This is a genomic window from Anaerococcus rubeinfantis, from assembly GCF_001487145.1.
Classification (GTDB): domain Bacteria; phylum Bacillota; class Clostridia; order Tissierellales; family Peptoniphilaceae; genus Anaerococcus; species Anaerococcus rubeinfantis.
On record NZ_LN913016.1, the window covers coordinates 1512354 to 1534419 of the forward strand.

Annotated in this window: 18 protein-coding genes; 4 read left to right on the top strand and 14 right to left on the bottom strand. The window is 29.1% G+C overall.

Going from position 1 to position 22066, the window contains the following annotated elements; genetic code table 11:
• Positions 1 to 54: 54 nt before the first annotated feature.
• From BN3265_RS08165 to nhaC, 3 genes are all read right to left on the bottom strand, one after another.
• Entirely contained in the window at positions 55 to 648 is a 594-nt protein-coding gene (locus BN3265_RS08165; RefSeq protein ID WP_058991081.1) for a helix-turn-helix domain-containing protein, read from the bottom strand.
• Between the two features lie 83 nt (positions 649 to 731).
• Positions 732 to 1733 (bottom strand): asparaginase, encoded by a 1002-nt coding sequence (locus BN3265_RS08170; protein WP_245191104.1) that lies wholly within the window; start codon positions 1731 to 1733, stop codon positions 732 to 734.
• 2 nt (positions 1734 to 1735) lie between these two features.
• Positions 1736 to 3184, bottom strand: coding sequence for a Na+/H+ antiporter NhaC (nhaC, locus tag BN3265_RS08175; protein WP_058991082.1), 1449 nt, complete (start codon positions 3182 to 3184; stop codon positions 1736 to 1738).
• Positions 3185 to 3368: 184 nt separating this feature from the next.
• Here nhaC and BN3265_RS08180 point away from each other — a divergent pair, with 184 nt between their 5' ends.
• Complete coding sequence (locus BN3265_RS08180; RefSeq protein WP_058991083.1) at positions 3369 to 4187, top strand: MurR/RpiR family transcriptional regulator; 819 nt, start codon at positions 3369 to 3371, stop codon at positions 4185 to 4187.
• Complete coding sequence (locus BN3265_RS08185) at positions 4177 to 5196, top strand: DmpA family aminopeptidase (protein WP_058991084.1); 1020 nt, start codon at positions 4177 to 4179, stop codon at positions 5194 to 5196. The genes BN3265_RS08180 and BN3265_RS08185 overlap by 11 nt, the downstream gene beginning before the upstream one ends.
• A 52-nt stretch (positions 5197 to 5248) precedes the next feature.
• Here BN3265_RS08185 and BN3265_RS08190 read toward each other — a convergent pair whose 3' ends face one another.
• From BN3265_RS08190 to BN3265_RS08210, 5 genes are all read right to left on the bottom strand, one after another.
• Positions 5249 to 6469, bottom strand: coding sequence for an erythromycin esterase family protein (locus tag BN3265_RS08190; RefSeq protein WP_058991085.1), 1221 nt, complete (start codon positions 6467 to 6469; stop codon positions 5249 to 5251).
• Positions 6470 to 6471: 2 nt separating this feature from the next.
• The gene (locus BN3265_RS08195; protein ID WP_058991086.1) at positions 6472 to 8475 is read right to left on the bottom strand and encodes an ABC transporter permease; all 2004 of its coding nucleotides are present in this window, start codon (positions 8473 to 8475) and stop codon (positions 6472 to 6474) included.
• The gene (locus tag BN3265_RS08200) at positions 8462 to 9235 is read right to left on the bottom strand and encodes an ABC transporter ATP-binding protein (protein ID WP_058991087.1); all 774 of its coding nucleotides are present in this window, start codon (positions 9233 to 9235) and stop codon (positions 8462 to 8464) included. Before BN3265_RS08200 ends, BN3265_RS08195 begins: the two co-directional genes overlap by 14 nt.
• Before the next feature lie 414 nt (positions 9236 to 9649).
• The gene (locus tag BN3265_RS08205; protein ID WP_245191105.1) at positions 9650 to 10351 is read right to left on the bottom strand and encodes a sensor histidine kinase; all 702 of its coding nucleotides are present in this window, start codon (positions 10349 to 10351) and stop codon (positions 9650 to 9652) included.
• A 239-nt stretch (positions 10352 to 10590) separates the two neighbouring features.
• Positions 10591 to 11259, bottom strand: coding sequence for a response regulator transcription factor (locus tag BN3265_RS08210; protein ID WP_058991089.1), 669 nt, complete (start codon positions 11257 to 11259; stop codon positions 10591 to 10593).
• 362 nt (positions 11260 to 11621) lie between these two features.
• On the opposite strand from BN3265_RS08210, the gene BN3265_RS08215 reads away from it, so the two are divergent.
• Positions 11622 to 12062 (top strand): GNAT family N-acetyltransferase, encoded by a 441-nt coding sequence (locus BN3265_RS08215; protein ID WP_082664121.1) that lies wholly within the window; start codon positions 11622 to 11624, stop codon positions 12060 to 12062.
• 162 nt (positions 12063 to 12224) lie between these two features.
• Here the strand turns inward: BN3265_RS08215 and BN3265_RS08220 are convergent, their stop codons facing one another.
• The 6 genes from BN3265_RS08220 to ilvA form a co-directional block, all read right to left on the bottom strand.
• Positions 12225 to 13106, bottom strand: coding sequence for a GTP-binding protein (locus tag BN3265_RS08220; protein WP_058991091.1), 882 nt, complete (start codon positions 13104 to 13106; stop codon positions 12225 to 12227).
• A complete protein-coding gene (locus tag BN3265_RS08225; protein ID WP_058991092.1) occupies positions 13107 to 14183 on the bottom strand; it encodes an NAD(P)-dependent alcohol dehydrogenase in 1077 nt (358 codons plus the stop codon).
• A 465-nt stretch (positions 14184 to 14648) separates the two neighbouring features.
• Positions 14649 to 15941, bottom strand: coding sequence for an NAD(P)H-dependent oxidoreductase (locus BN3265_RS08230; RefSeq protein ID WP_058991093.1), 1293 nt, complete (start codon positions 15939 to 15941; stop codon positions 14649 to 14651).
• The gene (locus tag BN3265_RS08235) at positions 15934 to 17136 is read right to left on the bottom strand and encodes an aminoacetone oxidase family FAD-binding enzyme (RefSeq protein ID WP_058991094.1); all 1203 of its coding nucleotides are present in this window, start codon (positions 17134 to 17136) and stop codon (positions 15934 to 15936) included. Before BN3265_RS08235 ends, BN3265_RS08230 begins: the two co-directional genes overlap by 8 nt.
• Positions 17133 to 18563: a UDP-N-acetylmuramoyl-L-alanyl-D-glutamate--2,6-diaminopimelate ligase gene (locus tag BN3265_RS08240; protein ID WP_058991095.1), complete on the bottom strand. Its 1431-nt coding sequence runs from the start codon at positions 18561 to 18563 to the stop codon at positions 17133 to 17135. Before BN3265_RS08240 ends, BN3265_RS08235 begins: the two co-directional genes overlap by 4 nt.
• Positions 18564 to 19748, bottom strand: a complete 1185-nt coding sequence (gene ilvA / locus BN3265_RS08245) for a threonine ammonia-lyase (protein ID WP_058991096.1) — start codon at positions 19746 to 19748, stop codon at positions 18564 to 18566. It abuts the gene before it with no gap.
• Positions 19749 to 20112: 364 nt separating this feature from the next.
• Between ilvA and BN3265_RS08250 the strand changes: the two genes are divergently transcribed.
• The gene (locus BN3265_RS08250) at positions 20113 to 21618 is read left to right on the top strand and encodes a PTS transporter subunit EIIC (RefSeq protein WP_058991097.1); all 1506 of its coding nucleotides are present in this window, start codon (positions 20113 to 20115) and stop codon (positions 21616 to 21618) included.
• Positions 21619 to 22066: the final 448 nt, after the last annotated feature.

Below are 22066 nucleotides of genomic sequence, written 5' to 3' on the forward strand. Positions count from 1 at the left end.
TTGATTTGGCAATATTAAAGTATTTTAACAAGTCTTTTAGTTTGTATTTGTTTCTTAAGACTTCAATTGTTTCAGCAATTGTCTTATTTCTGCATCTGTCATTTGAGACAATTCTATCTTTTTTTTTATTGCATCATTTTCTAGTTGAAGCCAATAGTTTTTTTCTTCTAATTTCTTTATTTTTTCTTTTAATTGTGCTTCTGTTAATGATTGGTTTTCTGAATTGCTTATGTTTGTTGTTGATTCTATTTTAGTGTCTTTCGATTTATTTTGGGAATTTGGCATTTTTGAAATTCTTCTTCTCTTTTTTGGTTTTAGTCCTTCAATTCCTTTTTCTCTAAAGTCGTTTACCCATCTTGTTATCATTGATGGATTGTTTATCTTTAATTGATTTGCTAGGCTTTGATAGGACATTTCTCCTGTTAAGTACAAGTTTACTACATTTAACTTAAATTCCAAAGTGTATTTTGTATTTTCTCTCTTTACTTTTAGCCCTTCATAACCTTGTGATTTGTATGCATTTACCCATCTTTTTACTATTTCCTGATGAGAAAGTTTATATTTTTCTGATAAAGATTTATATGAGATATTTGTTTCTAAATATTCCTTTACTACTTTCATTTTAAATTCTGTGCTATATTTTGCCATTAAAAAACTGACCTCCTTTAGTTAGTTTTTAGGTCTAACTTTTGGGGGGTCAGTTCAAATCAATTTAAGATCAGTTTTTATTTTTAAAATTGAGGAACAATTTCTCCAACTTTTTCTCCCCTATGATTTCTAATAGTTTTGTCAGCTATTTTATCATAGTACTCATATTCATCCTTTTTTATTACTCCCAATTTTTTTAGTAAATGAATCAATATAACATTTCTTGTTTCAGAATTTCCATCGTAGGTTTTTATGGCAAATCCATATTTTTTATCAGGTAACAAGCCACCAAAATATCCATTTGCTCCAGATTTTACAATTAATTCTCCCTTATGTTTTTCTATTAATAAGTGGTCAATCCTATCTGAACCAGAAGTATAAATTGAATTTTCGCTGATATCTTCAATTATTTCTTTAGCAGAGTTTGAAAGATTTTCTGGCAAATTTTCATAATCAGATAACTTAGCCATTCCATGTGCAAAATTATATAATGGAAGAGCATGAACCGGAACTCCACAACCGTCTACAGAAATGTAATCTCTAGTAATATCAAACTCACAAAGATTTGAAATCATCTCAGTAATTAGTTTTTGAACAGGATGGTCAATTTTGTAATAATCATCCAAACTTTCCTTTAAAATTATTGCTGACATTAACATGCCTGAATGTTTTCCGCTGCAATTATTGTGAATATCTCTTGGCTTCTCATTATTTTTAATCATATTTTCTGTAACATCTTTTTTAAATGGATAATGAGGACCACACTTTAGATAAGATTCATCAAGGCCAATTTTTTCAAGTATGCCTGAGACTGTTTTTATATGAAAATCTTCCCCAGAATGTGATGCGCAGATTTGTGCAACTTCTTTTGGACTAAGATTAAATTTTTCAACAGCTCCAAGTGAAAGCGGAACCATAGCTTGCATAAGTTTAGCACTTGAACGAGGAAAACATATTTCATCAGGATTTCCTTTTGAAAAAATAATTTTTCCATCTTTATCTACAACTACTAATGATCCAAATGTATATAAATCTTCTAGTTTGCCCCTATAAATTTTTAATAATAAATCCATTTTATCTTCCATAATTATTCTTCTTTCATTTCTAATTTTTCTAATTCTTCTAATCTTTCTAATTCTTCCAATTCTTCATCAGTATATCTAGCTATTCCTATTCCGGTTGCCGCACAAACTAAATTAAAAAGTGGACTTATATAACAGAAAAATACAAAAGGTATAAAAGTTGCAAAATCAATACCCAAGGTATCAACAATAAACATAGCTGTTACTCCGTAAGGAATTAATGTTACTCCCAAAGTTCCACAATCCTCACTAATACGTGAAGCATTTTCTGGTTTTAATTTATTCTTTTTAAATAAATCAAGCATAGTTGATTGAACCATAATTGCTGCAAACATATGAGAACCTGTCAAAGCAATTGATAAGTAGTCTACAAACATAGCTGAAAAAATTAAAGAGAAAGTTGATTTTAATTTTTTTCCTATTGGTTCAATTATTACATTTAATATATCCATATCTCTAATCATTCCACCTAAAGCAGTCGTGAAAATAAGAGCTTGTATAGTTCTTGTCATACTATCCATTCCACCACGGTTTAATAGGGTATTTAAAAATTCATCTTTAAAATCATATTCAAAACCTTTAAGAGCAGAATTTAAAACTAAAGTTGCGTCAAATTTTTGATAAAAAACAGCTAAAATCATTCCTAAAACTCCACCAATAAGAATTGATTGAGATGCTGGACGTTGTTTTACCAATAAAATTACAACTACAATTAAGGGAATTAGGGTTATTGGACTTATTGTAAAAAATTCTTTTAAACTTTCACCAACAAGTTCAACCGCTTGCATATCTGCATCAGCAGTTTGGCCGCTACCTAAAATCAAAAATAAAATTAAAGAAATTATAAAAGCAGGAACTGTTGTATACAACATGTGCTTAACGTGGGTCATTAATGGAACGCCCATTACACCAGATTGAAAATTTGTTGTATCTGATAAAGGTGAAAGTTTATCACCAAACCATGATCCAGAAATTAATGCTCCAGCAACCATTCCTGGATTAATTCCCATACTAATTCCAATTCCTAAAAGAGCTACTCCGACAGTACCAATTGTTCCCCATGAAGTTCCTGTAAACATTGATACTATAGCACAAATAATCAAAGTTGTTGCTAAATAATATTTTGGATTAATAATTTTAAGTCCATAATAAATAATTGTCGGTACAGTTCCAGATGCTATCCATGATGAAATCAAAACTCCAACAGCAAGCATTATTACAACTGATTGTAAAGATTTTCCAACTTGTTTTATTCCTATTTTTTCTAGCTCATTGTATGTATAACCTAATTTAATTGCAAATAAATTTACAACTAACCACGCTAAAAACATTACTACAGCAAGCGGTGCTTTCAAAATTGTTAATCCTACAATTAGCATAGCCGCCAAAGATACTAATAAAAGTACCGAATATCCAAAAGTCGGTCTTTTTTTCATTAAAACTAAATCTTCCATAATTCGCCTCCCAATTTGTATTTAATGATAAGCTTATCATTATTAATTAAAATATAGCACTTTTTAAAAAATAAATCTAGCATTTATTTTATTTATTTGATTTTTTTAAATTTTTTTAAAAATTTTAAAGTTTTTACTATATTTTATTTGTGCTATAATGAATTTAGTTTAGGGAGGTGTGATTTTGGAACTGTTGAATTTGTTAAATAAAATTAAAGATGATGACAATTATACGCAAAAACAAAAATCTCTTGCCAAATATATAATCGATAACCACGTTAGAATTTGCTTTCTTAGTTTAGCTACAATTTGCGAGGAATGTGGTTGTACTGAGGTCACTTTTTTAAATTTTTGTAAAAAAATTGGCTTTGATGGCTTTACTGATTTTAAAAATACTTTTATTAAATACATTGAAGAAAATTCCAAAAAGATATCTTATAAAACTAAAGATTATAATAATTCTGTTTTGGAAGAAGAATTTTATAAAAATATATTAGAATCGGAGGCAAGTCACTTAAATAATTTGTACAATTCAATTGAAGTTGATGAGATTATTTCTATTTCAAAAAAAATAATATCAAGTAGGTATATAATTATTTTTGGCCACGATTGGTCCTACAATATGGGAAAATTTTTAAATGAAAGGTTGAGATCTTTAAATTTATCTTCTATTTTGGTAAATCTTAATGACCTTATTCATACTGATTATATTATTAAGTCAATCGATAAAAATGATTATCCTATATTTTTTAGTTTTCCTAAATATTTTTGTGGAAGCCAAGAAATTGGGGAAGGCTTATCCAAAAAAACTGATGATTTTTTGCTTATTACAGATTCAAAAAATAGTCCAGCTTCAAAATATACAAATAATAAAATAATTTGTGAAACTCACAGCGATATATTTAACAATTCTTGGGTAAGCCCTCTATCCTTTGTAAATATAATAAGCAATATGATTGCAGTAATATTAAAATCTAAAAAGGAGAAAAATAATGGGAATTGACAAAAAAATTGGGCGTCTTAAAAAAGGAAAATTAAATTTAATTACAGATGTTAAAGGTATAAAAATCGGTCATAAAACTTTAGCAAATGGTAATATTCAAACTGGTGTTACAGCTATTGTTCCCACAGAAAATAATATTTTTAAGGAAAAATTTCTTTGTGCATCTTATGTAATAAATGGCTTTGGAAAAAGCGTTGGCTTGGTTCAAGTTGATGAGCTTGGAACTTTAGAAACTCCAATAATATTAACTAATACCCTAAGTGTTGGAACCGCTCTTACAGGGCTTGTAAAATATATGCTAAAAAATAATCCCGAAATTGGAGAAAGCACAGGAACTGTAAATCCTCTAGTTTTGGAATGCAATGACATGAGATTAAATGATATAAGAGCCTTAAATGTTAAAGAAGAAGATATTTTTGATGCAATAAAAGATGCCGATTCAATCTTTGAAGAAGGAGCTGTTGGGGCTGGAAGAGGAATGAAATGTTATGAATTAAAGGGTGGAATTGGTTCTTCATCTAGAGTTTTTGAACTTGATGGAAAAGAATATACACTTGGATCTTTGGTAATGACTAACCATGGAAAATTTAATGAATTAGTAATTGATGGTAAATATTTTTCCGATAAATATCCTCACAAGGTTTTAAATGAAAAAGACAAGGGATCTGTAATAACCGTTCTTGCAACTGACGCTCCTTTAAGTTCAAGACAACTTAAAAGACTTGCCAAAAGAGCTGTTGCAGGCCTTTGTAGAAATGGTTCCTATATTTCAAATGGAAGTGGTGAAATTGTAATAGCCTTCTCAACTGCAAACATAATTAAACACGACTCAAAGGAAATTTTAAATTTAAAATCAATAAGTGATGATGCAATTGACCTTTTATTTACAGCAGTTGGAGATAGCGTATGTGAATCAGTTTTGTCCTCTTTGTATCACGCAGAGACTGTAGTTGGTAAAAATGGCTTTACTGTTTATTCTATAAACGATGTAATTAAAAAAAATTCATAAGATAAAAATAAAAAATCGCCTAGAAAAATTTATTTCTAGGCAATTTTTATATTTAATTTTCTATAATATCAATCGGACTTGTTTCATATACAAAAATCATTGAATCAAAAATTTCTTTTGGAGATTTTTCTATTCTATATGAATATGGGATAAATTTCATTATCGGAGTGTAGCCTTCGCCTAATGAGCCCATTTTTATTTTTGAATCTAAGAGATTTTTACTATCTCCATCTTTTAATTTTGAAAAATCTAAATAATAAGAATTGTTATAATTTTTCGCCTCATAGGCAAATGGATCTGCTGATATAAATTTTTGTATTGTCCTTTGATTTTTTTGCATAGTTTTTATGTTTACCTTTGTTTTATAAAAATCTGTTCCTATTGGAAAATATGATTTTTTATATTTTTCCAGTAAATTTTCTCCCATATTTTTATACATTGATTCTTTTTTTCCAATATGACCATTGTGGCCTGCTATCATTATTCTTGAATTTTTTTCATAATCTTTTATCCAAGAAACATTTTCTGCCATTTTTTTATCTCTATATTCACTTGATTTTACATAATCATCAACCATTTTATAATATGGAAAACTTGATAGAATATTTTCTATAAGTCTTTTTTCTTTTGTATTTGTATCAAGTTTTTCATTTAATTTTTTCAGATTTTCTTCCAAGACTTTCATTTTTGGATCTTTTATTGAAATTTTATCTTCTTCTAGGATTTCCAGACTTTTTATATCAAAATCAATATTTTCTTTTTTCACAAAATCTTTTACAAGTTTTACAGATTTTTCTGGATTTTGCATATCAAAACCGTAAAATGAAATTTTTTCGTCGTGATTTTGGTTGTATTTTTTTATCCAATTTATTAGATCATTCATCTGATTTGTATGGTAAATTGGAAAGGAGAAAATTTTTGATGGATTTTTTTGAAATTTTCCCGATTTTACATAAGAATCTATTTCCATCCCTTCTGAAAAATCACATTCCAAGGCAAAGGCTCTAACATTTGCATCTTTTACTAATTTTTTTAATAGGTCTAATTTTAATTCTTGAAATTCTTTGTTTCCATGTGTAGCTTCGCCAAGACCAATGATTTCTACTTGGTCGTCAATTTTTATATCTTCTATTTTTTGAGCATATTTTCCTAAATCAGAAATTTCTTTTTTGGCTTTAATTTCTGGAATTTTTGTCCACAAAAATATAAACAAAAATCCTAATATTGAAATCGAAATTATTATATATAGTAGAATTTTAAATATTTTTTTCATTTTTACTCCTTATTTAATTTTCCCATTTCAAAATATATTGGTAGGGTTATTCTAAATATCATTATATAAATTAATGAGAAAATTATTATACAGATAGCTTCTATTTCTATAAATTTTCTAAGCTCAAGCATGGCAAACATTTGAATCATGCCAAAGGCAAGTTTTGAAGCTATTAAAATATGGATTATTGAAATTATTAAGGGACCAAAAAATGTAAAATAGTTTTGTTTTTTGACTGATTTTTTTATTTCTTTTTTGCTCATTCCAACTTTTTGTAAAATCTTTATATTCCTACCATCTTCAAGGCCTTCTGCAGCTTGCTTGTAATAAATTACTACAATGGTTGAAATTAAAAATACTATGGATAAAATAACAACAACGATGTAGGCTCCTGTGTGGATTTTGTCAAATTCCATCCTATTTTCTATTGAATTTTTGACAAAGATTTTATCCTTGAATTCTTTTTTATTTGCTAGATTTTTATTTAAAATATTTCCTATTTCATCAATATTTTTTTGATTTTTTTCTTTTAGGTCAAAATAAATTCCAGATCCTCCTGATAAAGTTTCACTAGATTTGCCTGTAAATATTTTTTCGGAAAATTCATCCAAATCATCTACTACAACTAGGATATTGTGAAAAAGACTTGTTGTAGAATCCATTAGGACATAGGAAGTGTTTTTTATATTTTCTTTTACTTTCAAATTTTGATTTTCTATAGAAACTTTTTCGTATTTTTTTGCTTTGGAATCAAAAATAATAGCCTCGTTTTTATTTAGAGAAATGTTTGTCTTGTTTGCCATATTAAATGATTTTATATCTGTTATGGAGATAACTTTGGTTTTTCCATCCATTATTGTTTTTCTTAAATCCTGATCTTCTATGATAGAAAAATTACCAGATGATTTTTCACTAACTACAAGCCCCTTCCTTTTAAATTCTCCAATATTTTTTATTTTTTCCTTGTCTATATTTTTTTCAAGGAAATTTTTTGTATATTTTTCGCTATTTCTATCATTTTCTTGGTATTGGATCAAAAAATCACTTGGGGCAATCCTATCCAATAAGTCATTTTTCCCAACAAACATAGCACTCATAACTACAAAACTTAAAAGAAAAAGGGAAGAAATAATGGTAATTGATGAAAGGGCCATGGCAGATTCCTTGCTTCTTTTGATAAGCTCTCCGATAAAGGTCATATTTGTGCCCTTATAATAAATTTTTTTATTTTTTCTAAAAAGTTTTAAAATCCAAATCACAAGAGACCTAAAGAAAAAATATGTTCCAATTATTACAGCTATACTTGCTGGCAAAAATCTTGGGAGAGCTTGAAATATTCCTCCATCAATTGAAAGGGCTGTGTAATAGCCATAGCCAATCAAAATTATGGCTAAAATCATAGAAATAACATTTGCCTTTGGATCTTTTTCTCCTTTTTGGGAAAGATTTGAAAGCTCAATTGGATTTGTTTTTCTAATTGAATTTAAACTTATCAATGTTATTAAAATAAAAATTATGGCAAAAATAATAAGTCCCAAAACTAACTTAGAAAAATTTACAGAAAGTTTTATCTCCGTTTGAATTTTTAAAATTTTTGCAAGCAAATTTATAAAAAGAGGTCCCAAAATAATAGTAAGAAAACTTCCAATTATCAAAGTAGAAATTCCTATAATGAGATTTTCTATAATCAAAATTTTTCTCAAAGATTTTTTATCCATGCCAAGTCCATACAAAAGTCCCAATTCCTTGTAGCGATTTTTGACAATGGTTTTTGCCATGTAGACAAGAAAAATTAGAGAAAAAATAGCCACAATCCATGAACCCATTCCCAAAAGAGTTTTTATAATTTCGCTTCCCCTTGTTTCAAGAATGAATTTTTCACTTTTAAAATCTATTAAAAGATTAAAAATAAAAAGCATAAAACTTGATGCCAAAATGTAGGGAAAATACAAAAATTTATTATTTTTTATTCCCCTTGTGGCCATTTTAAAATTAAGCTTGTTCAAATCTCTCACCTCCAGATAAAATCATCATTTGAGATTTGACCAATTTTTCATACATTTGATCATTTGTCCTATCTCCCTTATAAAGGTCATAGAAAATTTTCCCATCTTTTATAAATAAAACCCTAGAAGCTCTTGCAGCAGCCATGGTCGAATGGGTTACCATCAAAATTGTTTGACCACTTTTGTTTATTTTTTCAAAAATATTTAAAAGCTCCATTGAAGAATTTGAATCCAAAGCCCCTGTCGGCTCATCTGCCAGTAATATTTTTGGATTTGTAATAAGTGATCTTGCAACGGCAACTCTTTGTTTTTGTCCTCCGGAAATTTGATAGGGAAATTTATCCAAAAGATTTTCAATTTTTAAGGCACTTGCAATAGGAGCTAATTTTTCTTCCATAATTTTATATTTTTCATTTGCCAAAACCAAAGGCAAAAATATATTGTCCCTATTGTTTAAAGATGATAAAAGTGAAAAATCTTGGTAGACAAAGCCCAATTTTTCCCTCCTAAATTTCGCCCTTTCCTCATCACTTTTATTTTTTGTATTTTCACCAGACAAAATCACATCTCCAGAAGTTTCTTTATCCAAAGTTGCAATTAAATTTAAAAGAGTAGATTTTCCAGACCCACTCTCGCCCATTATGGCAACAAATTCGCCCTCTTCAACCTCAAAATTAATATCTTTTAAGGCAACAACCTCTGTATTTTTATCTTCACTATTATAAACTTTTCTTAAATTTTTAACTTCTAATATATTCATATGATCCTCCTAAGTCTATATTACAAAAAATAAAAGAAAAAATCCCTAATCTAAACTTACAATTTTTCCCCTAAACTTACATTTTGTAAGATTAAAAAAATCGGCAAATGCCGATTCATAGCTTAGACATAGTAAGAATTTATATAAAATTTTATTTTTTTTAAAAAAATCAAGCTAAGTATCATTTCGACTAGATGATTGTGCCTTGATTTGGCACAATCATCCCTAAAACTAGTGTGATAACACGAAAAAGTTTGTAAAACAAACGTGTTTTAGTGTGAGTGAAACGAGCGCATGGAGAAATCTCATGAGATCTCTCGACTGCGCTCGAGATGGGTTTTAGCGTAATTTCATTTTAAAAATAATTGTAAATTAAAAACTTGACTTTGCTTATCATAAATAAAGAAATCCCAATTAATTTTCAATAATACCAGATTTTTTAAGATTAAGAGAAAAAACACTTCCCTCTTTCTCCTTCGAATCAATCTTATATTCATATCCAAGCTTTTTTAAAATATCATTTACCAAAAAAAGTCCTATGCCAGTTGAATTTGCATTTCTTTTATCACTATCTCCACTAAAACCAAATTTATTAATATTTTTCAAATCCTCTTTTTTAATGCCAATTCCAGAATCTTCAATTTTTAAAATAAAATCATGGTAGGAAATTTTTATATATCCCTTGTCTGTATATTTTATAGCATTAAACAAAACCTGCTCAAGGACAAGTCCCAGCCATTTTGGATCTGAAATTATATTTTCATCTTCTATATCAAGAATTAATTTTAAATTTTTATGGATAAAAAAAATCCTATATCTTTTTACAATATCTTTAATAAGCTTTTCAATAGAAAAAGATTTGAAAGAATAATCTAGACTGTCCTGACCCAATTTTATAAAAGATAAAATCGATGAAATATAATCATAAATCCTAATTAACTCTCTTTTTATATCATAATTTTCTTCCCTCTCGCTAATTAGAGAAATACTTGAAAGTGGCGTTTTTATTTGATGGGTCCAAATAGTCAAAAGATTTTCCAAATCATTTTGCCTTAGTTTGCTAGAAATTCTAAGATTTTCTACCTCTTTTTCCTTTCTTTCAAAAATTTCTTTCAAATGCCATTCATAAAGATTTTTCTCAAAAAAAGAAAAAGAATTTTTTTCCAAACACTTTTTGGCCTTAAAAAATCTAAAAATTCCTATAAATAAAAATATAAAAAATAAAATTATAAGACAATAGGAAAAAATCCTAAAATCTATCGAAAAGGCCAATGAAAATATTAAGGATGAGATAAGAAAAATAAAAAATGAAAAAATATAAGGCCTATTAATACTAAAAAACAATTTCAAATTTTTCATTTTATAAAATATCCCACTCCCTTTTTTGTTTGAATAAAATCATCTAATCCAAGATTTTTCAATTTTTTCCTAAGTCTATTGATATTTACAGTCAAAGTATTATCATCAATAAAAGAATCGGTCGCCCAAAGCTTATCCATAATAAGCTCTCTTGAAACAATTTTTTGTGGATTTTCCATAAGAATTTCCAAAATCAAAAATTCATTTTTAGAAAGGTTTATTTCTTTGTCATCAACTTTTAAAATCATCTTATCTTTAATCAAAGAAATATTTTTATAAGAAAGATCCAAATTTTTCCCAGAAAAATCATAAGACCTTCTAAGAAGAGCCTTGATTTTCATATTTAAAACCTGCATAGAAAAAGGCTTTGAAATAAAATCATCTGCCCCATAATTTATAGCATTAATTAAATTTATATCATCAGCCGCACTGGTTAGAAAAATTATAGGAAGATTAGAAATTCCTCTAATTTTCTCACACCAATAAAAACCATTTTCAAAAGGAAGTTTCAAATCCATCAAAACAAGCTTATAATCTCTTTTTTGAAATTCATCCAAAATATTAGAAAAATCATCCGGCACAAAACAAGAATAACCCAAAAGCCCAAGCTGAAAAGAAAGCTCCTCACAAATTTTTTTATCATCCTCAACAATAAATATATCCATAATAACTCCTTAAAATTATTATAATAGATTTTTATATTTTTTAAAAATTCTCAAAAAAAAGAAACCTCCAATAGCTCTTAATCAGAAATTTATTTACCTAATATCTATTTGGAATAAAGTTTTTTACCCTATCTTTTGCATCTCTCTATTCATTTTTCTGACTTCTTAATACTTGTTTACTAATCCTAAAGTAAAAACAGTAATTTTGATAGAAAAAAACGAGAATCAATTCATTTTAAAAATTTATAAAGATTAAGTTATGAAATACGGTATAATATTATATAAAAACTGCATAAAATATCAGAATTGCTTGATGAAGTCTTGGGATGATACTCACACTAATTAAGGAGGATGAGAAAGTAATGAATATTAGAGACATGAATATTGATGATATTAAAAGAGTAATAGATTTATATATTAATTATTATAATGAAATTGAAAAGTCTTGTTGGACAGAAAAAACAGCATATAAAAGAATACACCAAGTATTAACAATTGAGGATTCATATTCATTAATAATGGAAGATGATGAAAATAAAGTTGTTGGTTTTGTTATGGGATATTTTAAACAATATGATGATATTTTAGGATATTGTTTAGAAGAAATTATTATTAAATATAATGAACAAAATAAGGGTTTTGGAAGAGAGTTACTAAATGAAATCGAGAAAAGAGTAGTTGAAAAGGGAGCTTCCTGTATTGAATTACAAGCAGTTAATGACAAAATGCATTCATATTTTTATTGTAAAGCTGGTTATCTGAATTCTGATAGCTTTGTAAATAAAGTAAAATGGTTTGCTTAGCCATTTCTATGAAATCTATACTTACTTCTCTTAATAAAAAAATGTATTGTATAAAAAAGGCTATGAGCATTTAAACTCATAGCCTTTTTACTTATCACCCAAAGATCTTTGAACTTACTTTTATAAAATCCTTAATTCAATGAGTTTTTTGGATTCTTTTAATTATTTTTTAAAAAGTATATCAAAGGAATTTTCTTCTAGATTTTCTCCAATAAATATCAAAGAATTTGTAAAAGATTCTCCTTCGTATTTTTCTACTGAAAATTTATTATCGACAACATCTACCTTGACTTTTTTATCTTCTACATTTACAAGGCCCTTAGCTCTTATTAATTTTCCAAACCTATTTTGGCAAACTGCATTGAAATTTGTTCCAAGTTCATTAAAGTCTTTGAAAACTACATTTTCATATGCCAAATTGTCAAGGTGCAAATGTTTATAGTCCCCTCTTATTAGAGATTCTTTGTCATATTCCCCAATAAGAGAGTCCCATTCTTTTTTATCAAAATCATTGTAGTGAGTGGTAAAAACTTTTGCTTTTGTTAAGTTTTCAAGTTTTTTTACTTCTTTTTCGATTTTTTCTGTGCTTATATTTTCAGTTTTTGATAATAGTATATAGGATGAATTTTGGATTTGATCAAGGAAAAGTTCTTTATATTCTCCCATAATCTTATCGATACTGTAATAGTCAACTATGGCTATTGGTTTTAAAATTTTAATTTTTTCATATTCAATTGGACTTATATTGTCAATTATTTTAGAAAGATAGCCCAAACCTGTTGGCTCTATTATCAAATATTCTGGATTTATTGTATTTTCTATGCTCATAACTGTTGTTGCAAAATCTTTTTGTTTTGAACAACAAATGCAGCCTTCTTCCAAGGATAAAATTTCTTTTCCTGTATTTTTTAATAAATCTTTGTCTACATTTGCCTTGGCATAATCATTTTCTAAAATTACTGCATCATCCAATTTTTTTGATAATTTTTCTATAAAGGTTGTTTTTCCACTTCCCAAAAATCCTGATACTATTATTATTTTCATCTAATCTTCCATTAAATCTTCTGCTACTATTACTACTGGTTTAATTAAATCTTTTGGTTTATCTTTCATCAAGTATAAAGCTTCTTCAACTTTTTCAAATCCGTTGAATTTATGGGTAACAAGTTTTGAAAGATCTAATTTCCCACAAGAAACAAGTTTAGCAAGTTTTTCCATTCTGAGTCTTCCACCTGGTGTTAGACCTCCGTTAATTGCCTTGTGGCCCATTCCAACTCCCCATTCAACTCTAGGAATTTTAATATAATCTCCACCATCAAGATAGTTTACATTACCAATTTTTGCACCTGGTTTCATAGCCTTGATTGCTTCTTCAAAAGTATCAACTGTTCCACCAGCAATTATAACTCTATCAACTCCCTTACCATTTGTAAGTTCTAGAACTTGCTCTGATATTGATCCGTCTTTGTAAGAAATTATATCTGTTGCTCCATAAAATTTAGCAGCTTCTACACAATTTGGACGAGTTCCTACTGCATAAATTCTACTTGCTCCTCTTAGGTTAGCACCTGCAACTGACATCAAACCAACTGGTCCAATTCCAATTACCAAAACTTCATCACCAAATTGAACGTCTGCTTGTTCAACTCCGTGGAATCCTGTTGTAACCATGTCTGATAACATTGGAGCTAAAACTGGATCTACTCCCTCAGGAATTAAAGCAAGGTTAGCATCAGCATCATTTACATGGAAAACTTCACCAAAAACACCGTCTTTAAAGTTTGAAAATTTCCATCCAGCAAGCATTCCGCCTGAGTGCATAGGAAATCCTGCTTGACTTTCAAGAGATGACCAATCTGGAGTAATAGCTGGAACCAAAACCCTATCACCAGGTTTAAAATCCTTAACCAATTCACCAACTTTAACAATTTCTCCTGCAGCTTCGTGACCCAAAATCATATTGTGTCTATCTCCGATAGCTCCTTCCCAAACTGTGTGAATATCTGAGCTACATGGAGCCAAAGCTATTGGTTTAACAAGAGCATCTAATGGTCCCATTTCTGGTTCCGGTTTTTCAATCCAACCTGTCTCACCAATTCCCAACATTGCAAACCCTTTCATAGAGTCCTCCTTATTTTTTGATTTTTTTTATTTTGTATGTCATTACATATTAATTTTAATTTATATCCCAATACTTGTCAATCATTTATCATTTTATTTTCCTATTTTAAAATTTGATGAAAACCATAATTTAAAACTAATGTAGATTGGTAAAATAAAATAATTTTAAGTTCACAAAATAAACTTTAATTTGAAAATTTTTAATTATTTTTGAAATTTTAAAAAATTTACAAATAAAAAAAGGCAAAAAAATAAGACTGCATTTGCAGTCCAGTCTGTTGACAAACTAAAAAAAATAACCATTTCGACCGAACGTAGTGAGTGGAGAAATCTCTTGAGATCTCTCCATGCGTTCGTTTCACTCACTTAGTCGAGATGGACAGTGGCGTAATTTAATTTTTAAATTAATAATAAATTACTAAACTGACTTTATCTACGCTCTAAAGGCTGCATTTGCAGCCTTATTTACAATTTCATTGAATTTTGTCTTCTTCTTAATTTTGTTATTGTTGCTTCTTCGTCAAGTTCAATCATTGATAAATCTATTACGGTATCTTTTGGAATATCTACTATCGCCTTTGTTTTTTCTGTGATTAGGGCTATTGGAAGTAGGTCTTCTATTATTGATCTTGTGTGGTCAGTTAATTTTCCAAATACCTTATCTGAACCTATTCCCTCTAAATATTCTCCCTTTTTAATATCTCTTTTTGCTATTGTTACTGTATCTGCAACTTGACCGTGAAGTGGAGCTATGGTTGGTTCGTTTTCTAAAACTGCATTGTAGATTGTAATTGGTGTTTCAAGACTTGTTAGGTGGTATGGTCTATTTAATAAATAATTTGGTCCATCTCCAAATCCTAAAAATTTCATCAAATCTCTTACTTCTTTTTTATCACTTGTTACTATTAAAAATACTCCTGGTGCCATGCCTGGTGAAAATTCTACTGTTTTATATGATGATAAAACTCCACCGTCTTCTTTTAATTTAAAATCTTCTACGGCTGTTTCTGGGCTTGTAGGAATTCCGTGACAACCAAAAATATCTGGCAAAAATCCAAGACAGTTACAAACTGAATTTAATTCTATCATGGTGTTTGTTCCATCAACAAAACTTGTAAGCATTCTTGGTGATAGTTTTTTTTCTTTTGCTTGATCTTTTAAAATTTCTGGAGTCGCATAATTATCTAGTGGATTATTTTTTCCTTTTGCTGCAACCAAAATATCAAGACCAATGCCGTAAGCAAAATCGCAAAGTTCAATTATTGAACCTGGCTCATCTCCTGCAATTCCTGTATAAACTACTCCAGCTTTTTTTGCCATATCGTAAAGAATTGGTCCAACTGCTGCGTCACATTCTACATTTAAGGTAATAAAATGTTTATGATATTGAATTGATTTTGATGCAATTTCCGCTCCAAATGGTGGATTTCCTGTTGCATCAACTACAGCTGTGATTTGTAAAAGTTTATATGCAAGTCTATAATTTGAGCTTATTACAACAAATCCCTTGTTCAAAGCTTCATAGGCCTCGTCATAGGAATCTGTATTAATAATTTTATCTTCGGAAATTCCTGATTCTATTAGAGCTGTTTTTGCTTTACTCATTGTATGCTCAACTACTAATCCAACTTCGATTGCATCTATATCTCCCAATTGGTTAATTAAGCTTGCTCCCATTTTTCCACAACCAATTATTGCCAAAGAAATTCTTTCTCCATTGTGTTTTAATTCTTTTAGCTTTCTATTTATCTTAAACATTTAATCTCCTTATATCCTCTGAGGCGGTTTTTGCTGATGAGAAAGCCCATTGGATATTATATCCTCCACAATCTCCAGCTACATCCATGACCTCACCTATAAAATAACAATCTTTAATTTTTAAAGATTTCATGGTTTTTTTATCAATTTCCTCGCAAGATACTCCTCCCAAAGTCACTTGGGCATTGTTCTTGTCGTTTATGTCTATAATATCAAAAGAAAGATTTTTTAAAATATTTGCAAGTTTTTCCAAATCCTTTCTCTTTATATTTTTTTGACCTGGATTTATTTTAACCCTTTTAAGTATATCAATTATGAGTTTTTTATCTAAATTTCCAATCAATAATTCTTCAATACTTCTTTGAGGAAATCTTTTTGATTTTTCTTCTAATTTCATTAAAAGTCCATCTTTTTTATACTCTGGATAAAAGTCAATGTCAAGACTAACTTTTCTTTCATTTTTTAGGGCAAGAGAAATTAAATTTGAAAGATCCAAAATCGCAGTTCCTGTAAGGCCATAAGTTTGAAAAATCACATCATCACTTGATGATTTTATAAATTTTCCATCTACTTTTAAACTTGCTTTTGCATTAACCTTAACACCCTTGGCTTTTTTTGATAGGGGATTTTTTGCCTTAAAATTTGTAATCCCAAAAGTCATATCTTCAATTTTTGTATATTTTTCTAAAATTTTAAAAATTGACCCATCTGAACCAGAATTTTTTAAAGTCATCCCACCTGATGCAATAACTAGGATGTCGTACTTGTATTTATTTTTTTCTGTTATGATTAATTTTTTATTAAAATCAATGTCCAAAACTTTTTGGTCAAAAATAAATTTTGCATTTTCTTCGGCTTTCATCATGAGAGAGTCTTTTACACTTTGTGAGCTCATTGTTTTTGGATAGCATCTTCCTGATGGCAAATTTGTCCATTCTATTCCCAAATATTCAAAATATTCTAATAAGTCCTTGTTGGAAAAATTATCCAAGGAATAATTTACAAAATCTTTTTTATTTGAATAAAAATTTTCATAGGAAAGCTTTAAGTTTGTAAAATTACACCTGCCATTTCCTGTTGCAAGGAGTTTTCTTCCGCTATCCTTGTTTGAATCTAAGACTGTTATATTTTTCTTATCTAAAAAAGAGCAGAAGGCAAGCGAACTTACCCCTGCTCCTATTACAAAAATTTTCATAGCTCTTCTAGAACTTCCCTTATGGTTTCTTTTTCGCTGTAGTAGGTTTTGATATTATTTTTTAATTTTAAGAAATCTTCCTCACCCTTGCCTAGCATTAAGACAAAATCTCCTTTTTTGGCATGGGTAATTGCATATTTTATGGCTTCTTTTCGATTTCTTATGATAATGCACTCTCCATTATTTTCTTCGACACCTTCTTTTATTTGGTTTGAAATATTTTCAAAGGTATCAAATTTTGGATCGTCTGTTGTTATTACTGAAAAAATATTATATTTGGCAGAAATTTTTCCTACTGCTTTTCTAATATCATAAGTCCTATCTCCAGTAATTCCATAGACAGAGTATATTTTTTTATCCTTTGGTAGGTCTTTATAAATATTTTCAAAGGCCTTTGGTGTGTGGGCAAAATCTACTACTATGTTTATACCACGATTATTTTCTATAAATTCAAATCTTGATTTTACTCCCTTAAATCCTTCCAAGGCTTTGGAAATTTCTTCCAATTCAAAGCCAAGGTTATTTGCAATTGCTATTGCACAAAGAGAGTTATAAATATCATATAGTCCAAATCTTTTTAGATGAAATTTTACACAATTTACAAAAAATTCAAGACCCATATCTACTCTTTTTATATTTTCTGCCCTATAAGCTGAATCTTCGTTTATAGAAATTGTAAGGGCATCTTTGAAAATTTCTTTGGCTTTTTTCCCATAATCATCGTCAATGTTTACAACTTGTTTTTGGGAATTTTTAAGTAGGATCATCTTAGCAGCAAAATAATTATCCATAGTCTTATGAAAATCCATGTGCTCCATAGAAAGATTAGTAAATACACCGTATTTATAATCTATTCCATAATTTCTTTTCAAGCACAAACCATGTGATGAGGTTTCCATAACGACATTTTTGATATTATCTTTTTTCGCTTCAAGCAAAATATCATTTAAATCTGTAATTTCTGGAGTTGTATGCTCTGTAGGCATGGTTTTATTTATTAAAATCGCTCCATCAGTTCCGATATTTGCACATGATGATCCCAATTTATTCAAGACAAAGGCAATCATATTTGCTGTTGTTGTTTTCCCATTTGTTCCAGTAACTCCAATCATAGTCATTGATTTTGATGGATAATTTGAAATCAAATTTGAAATTTGAGCAAGTGTTAATCTTTCATCTTCTACTTTTATATAGTTGATTTCATCTACAAATTCTATATCATCTTTTGTATATACAATTGTATTTGCTCCGTTTTTGATTGCCGAATTCATATATTTGTGACCATCAAATTCATAGCCTTTGATTGCTAAAAATATATAATCTTTTTTAATTTGTCTTGAATCTGAAGAAACCCCTACAATTTCTCTATCATTTTGAATTTTTTTTGAAATGTAGGTGATTTCTTTTAGTATCTTTTCTATTTTCATTTAATGAACATTGTATCCTTTCTCAGTAAGTAATTCTTTAATCTTCCTGATATGGTCTTTTCCGTTTGTTTCAAGGGTTATTTCAACTTGGATATTTTTATATCTGCTAGTTGCAGCAAGGCTATCATGAAGTACTTCAACAATATTTGCTTTTGTGTAAGCTATAACATCAAGAAGATCTCTAAGCTTTCCAGGTGCATTTTGAAGTTCTACTGTAAATCTTGCAATTCTTCCGTCTTCGTAAAGTCCCTTGTGGATTAGTTGAGAAATAAATGACATATCAATATTTCCACCACTGATTACACAAACAACATTTTTATTTTTGCAACCAAGTTTTTTACTTGCAGCAAGACTCAATGCTCCTGAAGGCTCTGCTACTAGTTTATGTTTTTCCATCAAAGTAGTCAAGGCTACCATGATTTCTTCTTCTGTTACAGAAATATATTCATCAACATTTTCCTTGCAAATTTCGTAAGTAATATCTCCAACTCTTGCAACAGCAGTACCATCTGCAATTGTATCAGCAGAATCTAAAGTTATTGGGCCGCCGTTTTCCATAGCAGCTTGCATTGAAGCAGCATTTGCTGGTTCTACTCCAACGATTTTAATATCTGGTTTAATTTCTTTTGCACATTTTGCAATACCAGAAATTAATCCACCGCCTCCGATTGGAACTAAAATATAATCAGCATCTTCTAATTTTTCCAAAATTTCAAGAGCAATTGTTCCTTGTCCTTCAATTACATCTTCGTCATCGTATGGTGGAATAAAAGTATAGCCTTTTTCTTTTGCAAGCTCTTGAGCGTATTTATTTGTTTCATCAAAAATTTGTCCGTGAAGGTCAACTTCAGCTCCATATTTTAAAGTTCCATCAATTTTAATCATTGGAGTTGTTTCTGGCATGCAAACAATTGCCTTGATGCCTTGGTGGTTTGCAGAAAATGCTACACCTTGGGCGTGGTTTCCTGCAGATGCGGTTACGATTCCAACGGATTTTGATTCGTCATCCATTTTTGAAATCTTGTTATAAGCTCCCCTCAATTTAAAAGAACCAGTTCTTTGTAAATTTTCTGGTTTTATGTACACATTGTTTTTTGATAAGTCTGAGAAAATTTCAGAATAAAATAAATGTGTTGGGTTAATAGCTTCGTCTACTCTTTTTTTTGCACTTTTAAAATCAAACATAAAATGCCTCCTTTTTCTTAAATTATATCACAAGCAAAATAAAATAAGAATGTTTTTCTATAAAATAAATCAAAATTTTGATAAATAAAATTAATATTGAATTTTCAATCTTAATTTTACTTATTTTTTATTTATTTCTAATATTTTTATAGAAAAAACATTGAAAAACGTTTTTATTCGTTTTTTTATTTTCAAATCAAAATTTATTTTCTAATATTTTGAAAATTTAAAATCTTTGAAATTACTTTCATCATTTTGTGATCTTTATTAGATTTTTTTGAAACAAAGTTCATTTTTTTGCTCATATTGAAAACATTTTTTTCTTCTTATATAATTGAATAAAGTAATTAGTTAAGGAGGACTTATGTTTAAATATTTACAAAAAGTCGGCAAGGCCTTTATGCTTCCTATAGCTTTGTTGCCTGCCGCAGGTTTACTTTTGGGTATTGGTGGTGCTTTTTCATCACAAGCCACAATTGATGCCTATCCTTTTTTAGGAAACAGTGTTTTACAAACCATTTTTAAGGTTATGGCTGGAGCTGGAAATGTAGTTTTTGCAAATCTTGCCATGCTTTTGTGTATTGGTATTATGGTTGGTCTTGCAAACAGGGAAAAGGGAGTTGCAGCTCTTGCTGGCGCAGTTGGATTTTTGGTAATGAATGCAACTATATCAACTCTTCTTTCAATTTTTAATCCTGATGGAGATCCAATTGATACTGGAGTTGTTGGTGCTTTGGTTATTGGACTTATTGCAGTTTATCTTCACAATAATTATTACAATATTCAATTGCCACAAGTTTTAGGATTTTTTGGTGGATCAAGATTTGTTCCAATAATTACATCTTTTGTTGCAATTCTTGTTGGTATATTTTTCTTTATTGTTTGGCCACCTTTCCAACGCCTTTTGATTTCTGCTGGACAATCCATTGCAAAACTTGGCGTTTTTGGAACATTTTTATATGGAATGCTTATGAGATTGTCTGGAGCTGTTGGACTTCACCACATGATTTATCCAATGTTTTGGTATACAGAACTTGGTGGAGTAGAAATGGTTGCAGGACAACAAATCGCTGGAGCTCAAAAAATATTTTTTGCTCAATTAGCTGATCCAAATCACGTTGGACTATTCACAGAAGGAACAAGATTTTTTGCAGGAAGATTTTCAACAATGATGTTTGGTCTGCCTGCAGCAGCCCTTGCTATGTACAAAAATGCAAAAGAAGAAAACAAGAAAAAATTAAAAGGATTATTTTTGGGAGTAGCTTTAACTTCATTTATAACTGGAATTACTGAACCTCTTGAATATATGTTCCTTTTCGTTCAACCACTTTTATATGTTTTCCACGCATTTTTAGATGGTTTATCATTCATGATTGCTGATTTATTAAATATAAATATAGGAAATACCTTCTCAGGTGGTATAATTGACTTTATTTTGTTTGGTGTTTTACAAGGAAACGAAAAAACTCACTGGTTGTTACAAATTCCATTTGGATTAATTTGGGCAGCCCTTTACTATTTCTCATTCTCTTTCTTAATAAAGAAATTTAATATAATGACACCAGGAAGAGGCGACGATGAAGCTTTGGAAGAAAAAGAAGTTAAAAAAGATTCTGATTCAAACATACACGAAGAAGCACTTGTAATTTTGGATGCCCTTGGTGGAAGTGAAAATATAATTGATGTTGACGCTTGTATAACAAGACTTAGGGTAAATTTAAAAGACCCAAAAATTGTTGATAAAAATATTTTAAAACAAACAGGAGCAACCGGAGTTCTTGATGTTCCAGGAGGAGTTCAAGTAATCTATGGAGCAAAGGCAGTGCTATACAAAAACGAAATTAATGAAATACTTGGAGTAGTTGATTAATTTTTTGATAAATTTAAATAAAAATTTAAAAATAACCCATCTCGAATAGGTATAAACTATTATAATCTCTTGATTTTATTTAATCTTAGATTAATTTAATTCATGAGATCTCTCCACAAGGTCGAGATGGGTTTTATTTTCTTTATTTTATAGCTAAAGTTTTTATTTTTTTTGGACTAATTTAATCCATGAGACCTCTCGACTACTAAAACCAGTTTTCTTCGAAAACTTTTCCGTGCTTTACCACTAATTTTTAGTGATAATTATGCCAAATCAAGGCATAATTATCTGCTCGAGATGGGTATCTTCTTTTTTTTAATTCTAAAGTTCTTTTTTTATCTTTCTAATGCTTAATTTTTAAAAGTTTTTTAAATAAATACTAATTAAATTCGAAGTAATTACATAAGGAAAAAACAACCCATCTCGAGCCTTAGTCGAGAGATCTATT

Excerpts from the sequence above, each read along its gene's own strand:
- BN3265_RS08185 (WP_058991084.1), top strand. The coding sequence starts at position 4,177 with ATGGGAATTGACAAAAAAATTGGGCGTCTTAAAAAAGGAAAATTAAAT.
- nhaC (WP_058991082.1), bottom strand. The coding sequence starts at position 3,184 with ATGGAAGATTTAGTTTTAATGAAAAAAAGACCGACTTTTGGATATTCG.
- BN3265_RS08165 (WP_058991081.1), bottom strand. The coding sequence starts at position 648 with ATGGCAAAATATAGCACAGAATTTAAAATGAAAGTAGTAAAGGAATAT.
- BN3265_RS08210 (WP_058991089.1), bottom strand. The coding sequence starts at position 11,259 with ATGGATATATTTATTGTTGAGGATGATAAAAAAATTTGTGAGGAGCTT.
- BN3265_RS08215 (WP_082664121.1), top strand. The coding sequence starts at position 11,622 with ATGAATATTAGAGACATGAATATTGATGATATTAAAAGAGTAATAGAT.
- BN3265_RS08200 (WP_058991087.1), bottom strand. The coding sequence starts at position 9,235 with ATGAATATATTAGAAGTTAAAAATTTAAGAAAAGTTTATAATAGTGAA.
- BN3265_RS08230 (WP_058991093.1), bottom strand. The coding sequence starts at position 15,941 with ATGTTTAAGATAAATAGAAAGCTAAAAGAATTAAAACACAATGGAGAA.
- BN3265_RS08190 (WP_058991085.1), bottom strand. The coding sequence starts at position 6,469 with ATGAAAAAAATATTTAAAATTCTACTATATATAATAATTTCGATTTCA.
- BN3265_RS08170 (WP_245191104.1), bottom strand. The coding sequence starts at position 1,733 with ATGGAAGATAAAATGGATTTATTATTAAAAATTTATAGGGGCAAACTA.
- ilvA (WP_058991096.1), bottom strand. The coding sequence starts at position 19,748 with ATGTTTGATTTTAAAAGTGCAAAAAAAAGAGTAGACGAAGCTATTAAC.
- BN3265_RS08220 (WP_058991091.1), bottom strand. The coding sequence starts at position 13,106 with ATGAAAATAATAATAGTATCAGGATTTTTGGGAAGTGGAAAAACAACC.
- BN3265_RS08240 (WP_058991095.1), bottom strand. The coding sequence starts at position 18,563 with ATGAAAATAGAAAAGATACTAAAAGAAATCACCTACATTTCAAAAAAA.
- BN3265_RS08235 (WP_058991094.1), bottom strand. The coding sequence starts at position 17,136 with ATGAAAATTTTTGTAATAGGAGCAGGGGTAAGTTCGCTTGCCTTCTGC.
- BN3265_RS08250 (WP_058991097.1), top strand. The coding sequence starts at position 20,113 with ATGTTTAAATATTTACAAAAAGTCGGCAAGGCCTTTATGCTTCCTATA.
- BN3265_RS08225 (WP_058991092.1), bottom strand. The coding sequence starts at position 14,183 with ATGAAAGGGTTTGCAATGTTGGGAATTGGTGAGACAGGTTGGATTGAA.